12 protein-coding genes are annotated in these 13,893 nt (G+C 72.0%); 5 read left to right on the forward strand and 7 right to left on the reverse strand.

Annotated features, from left to right (window positions below; genetic code table 11):
- Window positions 1–503: 503 nt before the first annotated feature.
- Window positions 504–1,964, reverse strand: a complete 1,461-nt coding sequence (locus ABD256_RS24265) for a S8 family peptidase (RefSeq protein WP_344423136.1) — start codon at window positions 1,962–1,964, stop codon at window positions 504–506.
- 183 nt (window positions 1,965–2,147) lie between these two features.
- Between ABD256_RS24265 and ABD256_RS24270 the strand changes: the two genes are divergently transcribed.
- Window positions 2,148–2,678 carry a methylated-DNA--[protein]-cysteine S-methyltransferase gene (locus ABD256_RS24270; protein WP_344423139.1) on the forward strand — a complete coding sequence of 177 codons (531 nt, stop codon included), beginning with the start codon at window positions 2,148–2,150 and terminating at the stop codon, window positions 2,676–2,678.
- Window positions 2,679–2,802: 124 nt separating this feature from the next.
- Window positions 2,803–3,402: a TetR/AcrR family transcriptional regulator gene (locus ABD256_RS24275; RefSeq protein WP_344423142.1), complete on the forward strand. Its 600-nt coding sequence runs from the start codon at window positions 2,803–2,805 to the stop codon at window positions 3,400–3,402.
- Here the strand turns inward: ABD256_RS24275 and ABD256_RS24280 are convergent.
- The gene (locus ABD256_RS24280; RefSeq protein WP_344423145.1) at window positions 3,385–3,972 is read right to left on the reverse strand and encodes a DinB family protein; all 588 of its coding nucleotides are present in this window, start codon (window positions 3,970–3,972) and stop codon (window positions 3,385–3,387) included. The genes ABD256_RS24275 and ABD256_RS24280 overlap by 18 nt on opposite strands.
- Before the next feature lie 30 nt (window positions 3,973–4,002).
- Window positions 4,003–5,211, reverse strand: a complete 1,209-nt coding sequence (locus ABD256_RS24285) for an MFS transporter (protein WP_344423148.1) — start codon at window positions 5,209–5,211, stop codon at window positions 4,003–4,005.
- Window positions 5,212–5,286: 75 nt separating this feature from the next.
- On the opposite strand from ABD256_RS24285, the gene ABD256_RS24290 reads away from it, so the two are divergent.
- Window positions 5,287–5,748, forward strand: coding sequence for a MarR family winged helix-turn-helix transcriptional regulator (locus ABD256_RS24290; RefSeq protein WP_344423151.1), 462 nt, complete (start codon window positions 5,287–5,289; stop codon window positions 5,746–5,748).
- Here the strand turns inward: ABD256_RS24290 and ABD256_RS24295 are convergent.
- Window positions 5,660–6,346, reverse strand: coding sequence for a DUF998 domain-containing protein (locus tag ABD256_RS24295; RefSeq protein ID WP_344423153.1), 687 nt, complete (start codon window positions 6,344–6,346; stop codon window positions 5,660–5,662). The two genes, ABD256_RS24290 and ABD256_RS24295, sit on opposite strands and share 89 nt — an antisense overlap.
- Entirely contained in the window at window positions 6,343–9,663 is a 3,321-nt protein-coding gene (lysX, locus tag ABD256_RS24300) for a bifunctional lysylphosphatidylglycerol synthetase/lysine--tRNA ligase LysX (protein ID WP_344423156.1), read from the reverse strand. The genes ABD256_RS24295 and lysX overlap by 4 nt, the downstream gene beginning before the upstream one ends.
- 238 nt (window positions 9,664–9,901) lie before the next feature.
- On the opposite strand from lysX, the gene panB reads away from it, so the two are divergent.
- A complete protein-coding gene (panB, locus tag ABD256_RS24305; RefSeq protein WP_344423159.1) occupies window positions 9,902–10,786 on the forward strand; it encodes a 3-methyl-2-oxobutanoate hydroxymethyltransferase in 885 nt (294 codons plus the stop codon).
- A 338-nt stretch (window positions 10,787–11,124) separates the two neighbouring features.
- Window positions 11,125–12,078: a prolyl aminopeptidase gene (pip, locus tag ABD256_RS24310; RefSeq protein ID WP_344423161.1), complete on the forward strand. Its 954-nt coding sequence runs from the start codon at window positions 11,125–11,127 to the stop codon at window positions 12,076–12,078.
- Here the strand turns inward: pip and ABD256_RS24315 are convergent.
- Both ABD256_RS24315 and ABD256_RS24320 read right to left on the reverse strand, forming a co-directional pair.
- The gene (locus tag ABD256_RS24315) at window positions 12,075–12,362 is read right to left on the reverse strand and encodes a type II toxin-antitoxin system Phd/YefM family antitoxin (RefSeq protein ID WP_344423164.1); all 288 of its coding nucleotides are present in this window, start codon (window positions 12,360–12,362) and stop codon (window positions 12,075–12,077) included. The genes pip and ABD256_RS24315 overlap by 4 nt on opposite strands.
- Window positions 12,363–12,400: 38 nt before the next feature.
- Window positions 12,401–13,834, reverse strand: coding sequence for a PucR family transcriptional regulator (locus tag ABD256_RS24320; RefSeq protein WP_344423167.1), 1,434 nt, complete (start codon window positions 13,832–13,834; stop codon window positions 12,401–12,403).
- Window positions 13,835–13,893: the final 59 nt, after the last annotated feature.

Here is a 13,893-nt window from a genome sequence, read left to right on the forward strand (position 1 = left end):
AGGCGCGCATGCCACGAATACGGCCTCCGCGAGCCCGGCCCCACCCCGAGCCGCACGCCCTGAAGGCGCCCTTCGGGGAATCCGACGCCGCGAAGGGCCCCTTCAGGGCAAGCGCTGGGCTTCACCGCTCGCGACCATTCGCGCTCACGCCCCGAAAGACGGCCTCCAGAGGCGCGCATGCCACGAATACGGCCTCCGCGAGCCCGGCCCCACCCCGAGCCGCACGCCCTGAAGGCGCCCTTCGGGGAATCCGACGCCGCGAAGGGCACCTTCAGGGCATACGCAGAACCATGCCGCGCGCCGCGAGGGGCGAGATCGCGGCGTCAGATTCCCTCAAGGCGACCTTCGGGGGCCAAGCCCCACGGCGGCTCCCCCAGGCGGCTCCCCCAGGCGGCTCCAGGCTTCCGCCACCCACCTCACCGGAATCACCGCGCGCATCCTCACTGGGGGCCTTCGGGGACCCCGAGTTCCCGAAGGCCCCTTCGGGGACACCCGGCGAGCCGTCAGCGGACGGCGGCGGCCGCGTTCGGGAGGCCCGCGCCGTAGAAGGTGTTGCCCGTCGGCGACGGCGTGCAGGTCGCGTCCGGTTTGCCGTCGCCGTTGGGGTCGTACAGGTCCGGGCACGGCAACGGGGTCGCCTGCGCGGTCAGCGCCCTGCCGAGCCGGTCGCCGCGCAGATACCGGTGCGTGCTGGCGATCAGCGCGGCGACGCCCGCGGCGTGCGGGGACGACATCGAGGTCCCGCTCGCCGAGCGGTACAGCCCACCGGGCCAGGTCGACCACACCCGTGCGCCGGGCGCGCCGACCGTCACCCTGCTCGCCGAGTAGTTCGAGAAGCTCGCCTTCAGCAGCTTTTCGTCGACCGCGCCCGTGCCGATCACGCCGGGCAGCTCGTGCGGGAGGCGGATGCAGCTCGTGTCGATGGGACGCGGCGCCGGGGTGCTGTCGGCGGGGCTCTCCGCGTCGCTGGAGCGCTGGTCGAGGTCGATGCCCGCATTCCCGGCCGACGCCACGACCAGCACGTTCCGGCGCTGCGCGTAGGCGACCGCCCTGCCGACGGCGAGCTTGATCGCGGCCTGGTCGACCTGGTTGGAGCAGTGGTACCGCCACGGGATCGCGCGGTAGCTGTTGTTCGTGACCGAGAAGCCGTGGTCGGCGGCCCAGACGAACCCGCACACCATGCTTTCCGCGGTCTCGGTGTCGTCGAGTTCGGCGAGCTTCACCGCGGCGAGTTTCACCCCCGGCGCGATGCCGACCACGCCCTTCCCGTCCCGCGCCGCCGCGATCGTGCCCGCGACGTGCGTGCCGTGCCCGTCCAGGGTGGGCCGCCACGCGCCGGCACCCCGGTCGGCCCAGCCGGACAGGCAGGACACCGAATCGCGCCGGTCGAAGGCGGCGGCGAGATCGGGGTGCGTGTCGTCGACGCCGGTGTCGAGCACCCCGACCGTCACGCGCTTGCTGCCGGTGGTCACCTCGTGCGCCTCGTCGACGCCGAGCGCGGGCACGTCCCACGCGGTGCCCTCCGGCGGCACCTGGCCGCTGCTCGGCGAGCCGGGCCCGGTGTAGCGGACGTCCTTGCGCGGCGCGAACCACTCGACCGGGATCTTCGCGGTGCGCGTCGCGCCGACGGCGGTGATGCCGGGCACCTTCCGCACCGCGGGCGCGAACCCGTCGCGCGGCGAATACGCGACCACGACGCCTGCCTGCGGGTAGGACGACACCACCGTGCCGCCGTTGGCGCGCACCGCCAGCTCCGCCCACCAGGTGTGCACCAGGTCGTCGCCGGTCACCACCACGTACGGCAGCACGAGCGTGCCCGGCGCCTCGGTCACGCTCGGCGCGCTGGTCAGCCGCGCGGGCGGCGCGGGAGGCGCGGCCGTCGCAGCGGCAGCGGGCACCGTCACCGCACCGCAGAAGGCCACCACCGCGGCGACCACACCCGAAACGCGCCTCACCCTGTTCACCACTACGACCTCTTCCGCCCAGATCATCCCGAGAAGCACGAATCTAGCGTGCGGAACGGGCCGCGCCAGCCCCCGTTCGTCGGATCACTCGGCGTGTCAGAGCGGCGACAGAATCCACCTCGGGTCCGTTGTGGACGGACGCGGCCTGGCCGGCGGCCCGCTCACTCGCGGTAGGCTGACCCGATGACGGAGTTCGCGTTGTTCGACACCGCGATCGGCAGCTGCGGGGTGTGCTGGGGCGAGCACGGGATCACCCGCGTCCAGCTCCCGGAGGCCAACGCGGCACGCACCACGGCGAAGGTGCTCCGCGACTACCCCGACGCCGTGGAAGCCGCGCCACCGCCCGAAATCCAGCACGCGATCGACGCGATGACGGCGCTGCTGGACGGTGCGCGGCTCGACCTGCTCGAGGTCGAGGTCGACGAGGACGTGGTGCCGGAGTTCCACCGCAGGGTCTACGAGATCACGCGCGCGATCCCGCCCGGCAAGACGCTGACCTACGGCGATATCGCACACCGGCTCGGCATGCCCGGCTCGGCGCAGGCCGTCGGGCAGGCGCTCGGCGCCAACCCGTACCCGATCGTCGTGCCGTGCCACCGGGTGCTCGCCGCGGGCGGCGGGAACGGCGGCTTTTCCGCGCCGGGCGGCGTCGGCACGAAACTGCGGATGCTCGTGATCGAGGGCGCGATCGCCGAGGAGCCGACGCTGTTCTGACCCACCGTCTAGGGTCATCGCGGAGCGACGACGACCGCAGGGAGAAGTCGCTCCCGAAGACACAGCGCGCTCGTGCCTCATGGGTGTTCTCCCGTACCGAGGAACGAGGGGAGGGAGAACACCCATGAGCATGGCGGAGGAACGCAGGGAGCGCAGGCGGATCGCCAAGCGCGTGGCGATCAGGGCGGTGGCGGTGCGCCTCGCGCTGGAGCACGGGCTCGAAGCGGCGACGGTCGAAGCGATCGCGGAAGCGGCCGACATCTCCCCGCGCACGTTCTTCAACTACTTCGCCACCAAGGACGAGTTGTTCGACCTGGAGCCGCACCAGTGGACCCGGGAGGAGATCCTGGCCGAACTGCGGGCGCGCCCCGTCGACGAGGCCCCGCTCGCGTCGATGCACGCCGTGGTCAAGGCGATGGCCGAAGCCGCCGCCTTCCCCGATCTGCACGGTGAGCTGGAGCTGTTGCAGGAGCTGTACCGCCGCCATCCCGAGCTGTACGCGCGGATCCGGCTGATGGACGAGATCGACGACACGATGAAGGCGCTCGCCGACGAGATCGCGGCGCGCACCGGCACCGACGCCGATCTCGACGTCCGCCCCGGCCTGCTCGTCGCGGCTTCGTTCGCCGCGATGCAAACCGCCGAGCAGCGCGCCCGCACGAGCGGGCGCGCCTTCGACGAACACCTCGACGAGGCTTTCACCCTGCTACGCCAAGGACTTTGACGCACGCCACGGTTTCAGCCACGAGGTTTCCGGCCAGCCCTCGGCCGCGGCCAGCAGCGGGAACGCGGTCGCGCCGTCGATGTGCTCGCGCACGATGTCGGCGTGCCCCGCGTGCCGGGCGGTCTCCTCGATCAGGTGCAGCAGCACCCAGCGCACCGACCAGGCTTCGAGATCGTCCGGGTACCACGGCACCCCTTTCGGCACCGGCACCTCGTGCCCGAGGTCGAGATCGGCCACGATCCGCGTCGTGCGGTCCGCCACCGCCGCGTAGCCGTCGAGCACGCCGGCCAGCGTTTCGTCCTCGTGCAGCCGGAAGTTGTCGTGGTGGGCGGCCGCCGCCCCGGCGCCGAGCCGCGGCTGGATGCCCAGCACCAGGTCGGCCCACATCGTCTCGACGGCGGCGACGTGCTTGATCAGCCCGCCGATGCCGAGCGCGCTGCGGGTGGGCACGCTCCTCGCCTGCTCGTCGGTCAGGCCGTGCGCGGCGAGCCGCAGCACGTACCGCTGGTTGCCCAGGAACCGCAGCAGGCCGTCGCGCTCGTCGGCGACCGGCGGTGGCTGTGACGCCATGACCACTCCCTCGGGTGTCGGGGTTCCTCCCTACACCGCGGCGGGTACCTCGCGCACGACCAATTCGCGCACCGCGGGCAGGCTCAGCACGATCACGGCGAGCGCGAGCAGGATCGCCGACGTCGCCCACAGCGCGCCACCGGCGCCGAGTGCGCCCGCGATCGGCCCGGCGATCCCGGCGCCCACCGGCGTCAGGCCGAAACCCGCGAGCGACTGGTAGGCGGACACGCGGGAAATCCGGTCCCGCGCGACCTCCTGGCGCATCGCCGTCATCAGGTTCACGCCGAACACCTCGACCCCGGCACCGCCGAGCAGCGCCGCCGCGCACACTCCCGCCAGCGGCAGGCCCGCGGCCATCGACAGCATCGGCAGCACCGTCAGCGCGGCCGCCCCGAGCGCCCAGACGAGCAGCCGCTTCGGCTTCACCCGCAGCATCACCAGCCCGCCGAGCACCATGCCGACGGCGTCGAAGGCGAGCACGGTGCCCCACGGCGCGGCGCCGCCGAGCGCCGCGTTCGCCTGTACCGGCCCGAGCACGCTTTCGAACGCGCCGACGGCGAGCACGTTGACCGCGGCGAACTGGACGATCACCGCGGCCAGCCAGCGGTGCGACCGGAATTCGCGCCAGCCTTCGGCGAGCTGGCCCAGCGGTGACCCCTTCGCCTTGATCCGGCCCTCGATCCGCACGCCCAGGCGCAGCACGACCGCGACGGCGAAGGTGGCGGCGTCGCCGACGAGCACCCAGCCCGGCCCGCCAACCGCGACGAACGTGCCGCCGAGCGCCGCGCCGCAGATCTGCGCGAGGTTGAGGCCGAGCCGGAACGTCGCGAAGGCCTTGCTCGCGTACCCGGGATCGACGCTGCGCATCAGCAGCCCCTGCGACGCGGGCATCGTGAAGGCCAGCGCGATGCCGTTCACCGCCGCGGCGGCCATCAGCGCGCCGAGGCTCGCCGACCCGGTCAGCACCAGCACGCCGAGCGCCGCCTGCGTCAGCGCGGACAGCGAGCCCGCGCCGACGAGCACGAGATTGCGCGGCCACCGGTCCGCGACCACGCCGCCGACCAGGAAGAACAGCAGCGCGGGCACGAGCCCGGCCACGGTGACGGCGCTGACGTCGGCCGCCGAGCCGTCCGCGCCGAGGACGGTGAACACGATCGCCACGGGTGCCGCGGCGGATCCGAAGGTGGAGACGACCGTGCTGCTCAGGTGCAGCAGGTAGGTGCGGTTGGCCCAGTGCAAGAGGAGATCCCCCAGTTAGTGTCAAAGTATTTAGTATCAATTGCGCCTATATACTTTGCGCGTAAGCTGGAGGACGTGTCAAGGGAGAAAGCACCGACGGGTGCCGAGCTGGCGGACGCGCTCCGCCGCATCACCCACGTCATGCGCCGCTACGCTGGCGCGCCCTACGTGCGGCTCGGCTGGCCCGCCGCGCAGGTCCAGCTACTGCTGATGGTCGACATGCTCGGCGACCGGCCGCGGATGGGCGCGGTGCGCGAGCGGCTCGGGCTCACCGGCAGGGCGATCACCTCCGCCGTGGACGCGCTCGAACGCGACGGGCTGCTCGTGCGCGAACCGGATCCGACCGACCGGCGCGCGAGCCTGCTGGCGATCACCGAAGCGGGCCGCGCGCGGGTCACCGAGATCGAACGCATCCAGCGCGGGCACGCCGACGAGACGTTCGAGGTGCTCAACGGCGCCGAGCGGACGACCCTGCTGGAGCTGCTGGGGAGGCTGGAGGACCACATTTCCGCACGGCAAGCCGAACCCCCGCCGTGATGAGCACCGCGGCGGCCGCCACCAACTGCACCTGGAGCACCAAGCCCGCGTAGTGACCGGGTCCGAGCGTGTCCAGCCACACGATCGCGAGCCCGGTCGCCGCGATCACCGCCGCCGCGGCGAACAGCAGCGCGCGGGCGGTCCCGGTGACGAACCGCTGCGCGCCGAGCACGGCGGCGAGCATGCCGAAGTTCGTCACCACCGAGGAGACCGTGTGCAGGGTGTCCGCGGCGGACACCGCGCCCCTGTCCTCTTTGATCCGGCACGCCTCGCTCGCCGCGCTCGCGCAGTCCAAAGAGGACGACGCATCGACCACAACGGACAGTCCGAACAGGAAGAGCCCGCCGAGCGCGAAGAAGCACGCTGGCCTGCGCGGCGCGCGGACGGCGAGCAGGACGGCGGCGGCGACCATCGCGGCACCCGCGATCCGGTCCGTGGTGCGGAAGAGCAACCGGTACGGCTGGTCACCCGCCGCCAGTTCGCTGACGTAGGCGTGCACCAGCGACAGCCCCACCGGCAGGACGTAGGCGAGCAGCCAGGCCGAGTACGCCACCCCGGCCAGTACGAGCAGCACCCCCGCCACTGCTCGCCGGTTCACGTTTTCGGCCGTACGAAAGGAAAGAGCACCGTCTGCCGGATCGACGCGCCGGTGAGCATCATCAGCAGCCGGTCGACGCCGAGCCCGAGCCCGCCGGTCGGCGGCATGCCGTGTTCCAGCGCCACCAGGAAGTCCTCGTCGAGCTCCATCGCCTCCACGTCACCGCTCGCCGCGCGCAGCGACTGCGCTTCGAGCCGCCGCCGCTGCTCGATCGGGTCCGTCAGCTCGGTGTAGGCGGTGCCGATCTCGGCGCCGAACGCGATCAGGTCCCACCGCTCGGCGAGCCTGCCGTCCACCCGGTGCTGCCGGGTCAGCGGCGAGACCTCGGTCGGGTAGTCGGTGTAGAAGGTCGGCGCGACCGTGGCGCCTTCGACGAGGTGTTCGTGCGCCTTGAGCACCAGGTCGCCGTGGGTCGCCTCGTCGTCGGCCTGGATGCCTGCCGCGGCGCACAACCGGCGGAGGTCGGCGATCGGGGTGCCGGGGCCGACCTGCTCGCCCAGCGCGCGGGACACCGCGGTGTGCACCGGGATCACCGGCCAGTCACCGGAGATGTCGTGCTCCTCCACCGAGCCGTCCGCCCCGCGCCGCCGCACCACCTGCGCGCCGTACGCGGCTTCGGCGGCGTGCTGGACCAGCTCGCGGGTCAGCACCCGCATGGTGTCGTAGTCGGCGTAGGCCTGGTATGCCTCGAGCATGGTGAACTCGGGGTTGTGCGTGGCGTCCACGCCCTCGTTGCGGAAGTTGCGGTTCAGCTCGAACAGCCGCTCCACCCCGGCCACGCACAGCCGCTTCAGGTACAGCTCCGGCGCGATCCGCAGGTACATCCGCATGTCGTAGGCGTTGATGTGGGTGACGAACGGGCGCGCGTTCGCGCCGCCGTGCACCGTCTGCAGCATCGGGGTCTCGACCTCGAGGTAGTCCGCGTTGTGCAGCCTGTCCCGCACCGCGCGCACCACCTTGGCGCGCAGGCGGAACAACTCGGTGGCGTCCGGGTTCACCGCGAGGTCGAGGTACCGCTTTCGCACCTTCGTCTCCGGATCGGACAGTCCCTTTCGCTTGTCCGGGAAGGGATGCAGGCACTTCGCGGTCAGCGTCCACTCGTCGACGAGCACCGAAAGCTCACCGCGCTTCGACGTCACGACCGTGCCGCGCGCGCCGACCTGGTCGCCGAGGTCGATGCCATCGCGCCAGTCCTCCAGCGGCAGCCGGTCGGCGGCCAGCATGAGCTGCACCTCGCCGGAGAAGTCCCGCAGCACCGCGAAGCACAGGCCACCGAGCGTGCGCAGCGCCACCAGCCGCCCGGCGACGCGGACCTCGTCGCCGGTGTGCGTGTCCGGGGCCAGCCCGGAGTACTTCTGCCGCACTTCGGAGACCAGCGTGTCGCGCTCGAAGCTCACCGGGTACGGGTCGATTCCCTTGTCCCGCAGGCGATCCACCTTCGCGATCCGCACGCGGACCTGTTCCGGGCGGCGGGTGGCCTTCGACGGGACGGTCGCCGCCTCGGCCTCGATGCGGCGCACGTTCTCGACGAATTCGGCGGTGACCGTCTCGCTCCGGAGCGCCTTCGTCGCCCGCGTGCTGCTCGGCAGGAACCCTTCCAGCGCACCGGCGACGATGCCGACCCTCGGCAGCCGCCGCGCCGAGGAGTAGCACAGGAACCGCGGCTCCCAGTCCGGCCCGTACTTCGCGTTCGAGCGGTACAGGGACTCGAGCTGGAAGAACCGCGACGCCACGCTCAGCACCCCGCGCCACAACCGCAGCACCGGGCCGGCGCCGATCCGCTCGCCCTCGGAGAACACCGCGCGGAACATCGCGAAGTTCAGCGAAACCCGTTGCGTGCCAAGGCGTGCCGCGTTCGCCACCAGTTCGGCCAGCAGGTACTCGTTGAGGCCGTTCTCGGCGTCGCGGTCCCGCCGCATGAGGTCGAGCGACAACCCGCGCCGCCCCCACGGGACGAACGACAGCAGCCCGCGAAGCTGGCCGCGCGCGTCGAACGCCTCGACCATCACGCACCGGGCGTCGGAGGGATCGCCCAGCCGCGACAGCGCCATCGAGAACCCGCGCTCGGTCTCGTCGCCGCGCCACTGCTGCGCCTTCACGAGCAGTTCGGCCATCTCCTCGGCCGGGATCTCCCCGTGCCGCCGCACGCGCGAGGTGTAGCCCGCGCGGGCGATCCGGCTCACCGCCTGCCGCACCGAACGCCGTTCCGGCCCGGCGAGGCTGAACTCGCGCACGTCGAGCACGGCCTCGTCGCCGAACTCCAACGCCTTCAGCCCGGCGTCGGCGTAGACCTGGGCGCCGCGTTCGCTCGCGCCGAGCACGCCGGGCGTCCAGCCGAACCGGTACGCCTCCGCGAGCCACGCCTGCACGGCTTCCGGCCACGCGTCGAAGTCGCCGACCGGATCCGCGCTCGCCACCGATGTGCCGGCCAGCACCCGGTAAGTGACCGCCGCCTTCCCCGACGGCGCGAACACCACGCTCTTGTCGCGGCGCGTGGCGAAGTAGCCGAGCGAATCGTCCTCGCCGTGGCTCGCGAGCAGTTTGCGCAGCCGCAGCTCCTCGTCGTCGCTGCGGTGGCGGCGGCTGCGCACGCCGCGGAAGAACACGTACAGCGCGAGCGCGACGGAAAGGGTGCCGCCGAGGTCGAGCAGGAGGTCGAGCCACTCGGGGCCCTCGCCGACGCCGAAGCGCCGCAGGCGGAGCAGCTCACCGGTCGCGTGGTTGGTGACCCAGGCGAACCGCTCCCACGCGTCGGTGAGCCTGCCGGGGAAGACCTCGGTCAGCGCCCAGCCGATCACCACCACCGCGGCCATCCCGCCGAACAGCACGGTGAACCCGCGCCGCAGCGCACCGTCGGCGAGCCGGGCGGGGAACGCGGGCCGCAGTTTCAGCAGGAACACCATCAATGCGATGGAAAACGCCGCGTAAATCGGGAATGTCCAGATCGCGCTGTCGACGTGCGCGCGTTCCCGCGCGGTCAGTTCGAGCAGTTCCGGCGCCCACACCAGAATGGCCTGCGCGAGCGCGACCATGCCGAGGCTGCCCACCTGGAACAGCACCAGCGTGTAGAGCGCGGCCCGTTTCCGCCTGCGCAGCGCCGCGCCGAGCACGGCGAGCACCAGCGCGATCACCAGGTTCGAGTCCACCGGGATCCCGAAGAGGGAGAAAACCCAGATCGCCCCGTTGTGGAACCCGATGTGCCGCGGCCCGAACAGGAGCAGCAAAAGCGAAACGAGCGAGCCGAGCTGGACGATCGTGGCCACGATTCCGCCGGACTTGCGCTTCCATGGCGCCACTGCGGGCGCACGCGCGGTCATGAAGGTGCCGCCTCGCTTTCTGGTCTGAACGCTTAGCCAGTGAAGGGCGCGCGCACGTCATCGCGCGTCCCTCGCAAGTCTGATGGGGCACCCTAGTTCGTCGCCCGGTTCGGCCGCGGTGAGGACTTGTGAAGCTGGTCGCAGCGCGGTGGCCGCCCGCCCCGCGGGGTGTCACGCTGGTTTTCCCAGATCCACTACCCGGGGACCTCCTGGAGGCCTCGAGGGAAGGACGGTAACCGTGTCGTCAACGAAGTCGTCACCGGAATCAGCCGGCTCGAACGAGGTCGCCGCGCCGTACGGCAGCGGCCCGGACAAGGCCAAGCCCACCAGGAAAGTCCGCGTCCACCACCTGCGCGAGCTCAAGGAGCGCGGCGAGCCGTGGCCCATGCTCACCGCGTACGACATGTACACCGCCGCACTGTTCGACGAGGCGGGCATCCCCGTCCTGCTGGTCGGCGACTCCGCCGCGAACAACGTGTTCGGCTACGACACTTCGCTGCCGGTGACCGTCGACGAGCTGCTGCCGCTCGTCCGCGGCGTCACCCGATCGGTCACTCGTGCGCTCGTCGTCGCGGACCTCCCGTTCGGCTCGTACCAGCTTTCACCGGAGCAGGCGCTGGCGACGTCGGTGCGATTCATGAAGGAGGGCAGGGCGCACGCCGTCAAGCTCGAAGGCGGGCGCCGGTTCGCCCCGCACGTCGAGGCGCTCACCTCGGCCGGCGTGCCGGTGATGGGCCACATCGGCTTCACGCCGCAGAGCGAGCACAACCTCGGCGGCTACCGGGTGCAGGCTCGCGGTGACGGGGCGGAGACGCTCCTCGCCGACGCGCTCGCGCTGCAGGAAGCGGGCGCGTTCGCGGTGGTGATGGAAATGGTGCAGGCCGAAGCGGCGAAACGGGTGACCCACGAGCTGAAGATCCCGACCATCGGCATCGGCGCCGGGCCGGACTGCGACGCGCAGGTGCTGGTGTGGCAGGACATGGCGGGGCTGCGCACCGGCAAGGCGCCGCGGTTCGTCAAGCGGTACGCCGATCTCGCCGGGGTGCTCTCCGATGCGGCGGGCGCGTTCGCCGACGAGGTCCGCCGTGGCGAGTTCCCGGCGCCGGAGCACGCCTTCCACTGATCGTTCCCCAGTACTGCCCGGGGTTCCCACACCCCGGGCAGTACTTTGTCAACCCCGCTTCGTTCACGTATTTGAATGAAAATCACATGCTTGACCTAGTTAGGAAAGTATCTTAACGTTTACTCGCCGCAACCGAACAGGCCTTCGACGAGGAGGAGCCGATGGGTGCACGAGCGAAGCGCACCGGTCCGCCGCGCCACCGCGTCCGGCCGCCGGCGCCGACGGCAGATCAGCGGTCCTCCGCACCGGAGTAGACCGCTCCCCGGACGGGGGCCCGCTCACCATCTGGCGGCGGGGGCGGGCCCCCACCTGGGAAGTCGATCAGGCACAGTGTGCGCATGGACGACCTGTACCCGCCGATCGAGCCGTACGACAGCGGCTTCCTCGACGTCGGCGACGGGCACCGGGTCCACTGGGAACAGTCCGGGAATCCCGGCGGCAAGCCCGTAGTGGTCCTGCACGGCGGGCCGGGCAGCGGCATCGCGGGCAGCACGCGCCGCCACTTCGACCCCCGCGCCTACCGGATCGTGCTGTTCGACCAGCGCGGCGCCGGCCGCAGCACCCCGCACATCGGTGACGACGGTGTCGATCTGAGCACCAACACCACCTGGCACCTCGTCGCCGACATGGAGGCGCTGCGCACGCACCTCGGCATCGAACGGTGGCAGCTCTTCGGCGGCTCGTGGGGCGCGACGCTCGCGCTCGCCTACGCCGAAACCCATCCCGAGCGCGTCAGCGAAATCGTGCTGCGCGGCGTCTTCACGGCCCGCCGGAGCGAACTCGACTGGATCTACCGCGGCGGCGCGGCACGCGTCTTCCCCGAACAGTGGGAAGACTTCCTCGCCCCGATCCCGCCGGAACTGCGCCACGACCCCCTCGCCGCCTACCACGCGCTCGTGTTCGACCCCGACCGCGCCACCAGGGAGCGCGCCGCGATCGCCTGGAGCGTCTGGGAAGGCGCGATCGTGTCGCTCATCCCGCAGCAGAACTTCGTGGACAACTACAGCGCGCCCGCCTTCGCGGTCACCTTCGCCAGGCTCGCGCTGCACTACTTCACGCACGACGCCTGGCTAGACGACGGCCAGCTCATCCGCGACGCGGGCAAACTCCCCGGCATCCCCGGCGTCATCGTGCAGGGCCGGTACGACGCGGTCTGCCCGCCGAACACCGCGTACGAACTGCACCGGGCGTGGCAGTCCTCGACACTGCGGCTCATCAACACCGCGGGCCACGCCGTCACCGATCCCGGCGTCCTCGCCCAGCTCCGCGCCGCCACCGACAGCTTCCGCTAGCCGCGGTCACCCTCCGGTCCCTTGCCTCGCGCGCCAGCGAGGGCCGGGTTCAGGGCGCTGGCCGCCGTCATGGTGGGTCCGGCCGGGCGCGGCGAGGGGCCGGTTTTCGTTGCCGGGCGGAGCTTTCCGGTGGAGATCAGCTCCGAGAGCACGCCCGGCCGCGCGGGAACCAGCCGTGCCACGACCGCTCCGCGCTCCGTGATGTCGATTTCTTCGCCCTGCTTGACCCTGGCCAGCACACCGGCGGTGTTCTGGTTCAGCTCGCGAACGCCGACCTCACTCATGGGCCCATGGTTCTACAGTGAGGTTCTACAGCGAGGTACTACAAAGATCGCGTCGGGAGGACCTGCAGGGCGAGCCAGAGGTCGGCGCGGAGGCCGGGCGAGTCCAGGCTGCGGCCCAGCAGGTCCTCGCACTTGCGGATCCGGTTGCGCAGGGTGTGCCGGTGCACGCCGAGCGCCGTCGCCGCCGAGTCCCAGTGCCCGTGGTGCGCGAGCCAGCAGCGCAGTGCTTCGACGAGGTCGGCGCGCTGGGCCACCGGGGCGAGGAGGCTGTCCGCAAACGCTTGCGCGACGTCCTCGCCGACGAGATCGAGCACGCTGCCCGCCTCGTCGGCGAAGTCCACCACGGGCACCGCGCGCTCCTTCGCGGCGCGTGCCGACCGCATCGCGCGAGAGACGCCGTCCGCAGCGTCCAATGCGGACACCCCGTCGACGGTTCCGGCGTGCAGGCCACCGATCCGCCCGGTCAGCTTCGCCGCGACCGGGACCTTGGCCAGCACCACCAGCATGCCGCCGTGCTCCGCGTGGAAACCGTCCGATCCGGACTCGACCAGGTCCGCCGCGGCACGGCGCGCGGCCGCGCCGCCGAGCAGCGCGCACACCGACCACGGCGGCTCCGGTGCCCCGGGGAACAGCTTCGCGATGGACGCCGCCGCCAGTTCCGGCTGCCCGCCGACGAGCAGGTCGAGCAGTCCCGTCCGCAACGGCCCCAGCGCGGCGTCCTGCTCACGGCCGTGCTCCAGCGCGAGCGACAGCAGTGCCGCGGCGGTGGTGACGATGTGACGGCTCGCCGCGTCCAGCGGGTCCGGTGCCGCGACGACCAGGAACCCGCGGGACCCCAGCGCCTGGATCATCACCTCCTTCCCGGCGAGCCGGAGCAGCTTGCTCCCGCGACGGGCGCCGGACAGCTCCGGCCCGAGCGCTTCGCCCAGCGCGGCGGCCGCGGCGGGCGCCGCTTCGCGGACGTTGCCCGCCGCGTCCACGAGCAGCACCGAGGCGTCGACGAGGGAAGCGAGCTTGCGCACCACCGCGCCGGGTCCGCGCCTGCCGAGCGCGGTGCGGGTCAGCGCCTGCTGGCCCTTGTCGGTGCGCACGAGCGACGCGTACTCGTCGGCCGCGATCGCGCGGGAGATCGCGCGCGTGATCGCGATGAAGGGCGTGCGCTTGGGCACCTCCAGCAGCGGCAGGCCCGCCTTCGCCGCGGCCTCGGCCAGCGCGGGCGGCACCCGGTCGTGCCCGAGGCCGACGCCGAACCCGATCCCGGCCACGTCCGCCGCGACCAGCCTCGCCACGTACGAATCGGCGTCCGACAGCGCGAGGCCGATCGTGAGGAGGAGCTCGCCGCCTTCGAGGAAGTCGCTCGGATCGGCCAGTTCGGTCGCGTGCACCCAGGCCACCGCCCGGTCGAGCGCGGCTTCCCCGGCGCGGACCGGCAGCCCCAGATCCGCGGCGAGCGCGCGCAAGGTCAGTGCCATTATGGCGAACTCTACGCGCCCGGTTGTCCAAAACGGCCATAGGCGCGTGCCTGCCGCCG

The sequence above is a fragment of the Amycolatopsis minnesotensis genome (assembly GCF_039529815.1).
In the GTDB taxonomy this organism is placed as follows: domain Bacteria; phylum Actinomycetota; class Actinomycetes; order Mycobacteriales; family Pseudonocardiaceae; genus Amycolatopsis; species Amycolatopsis minnesotensis.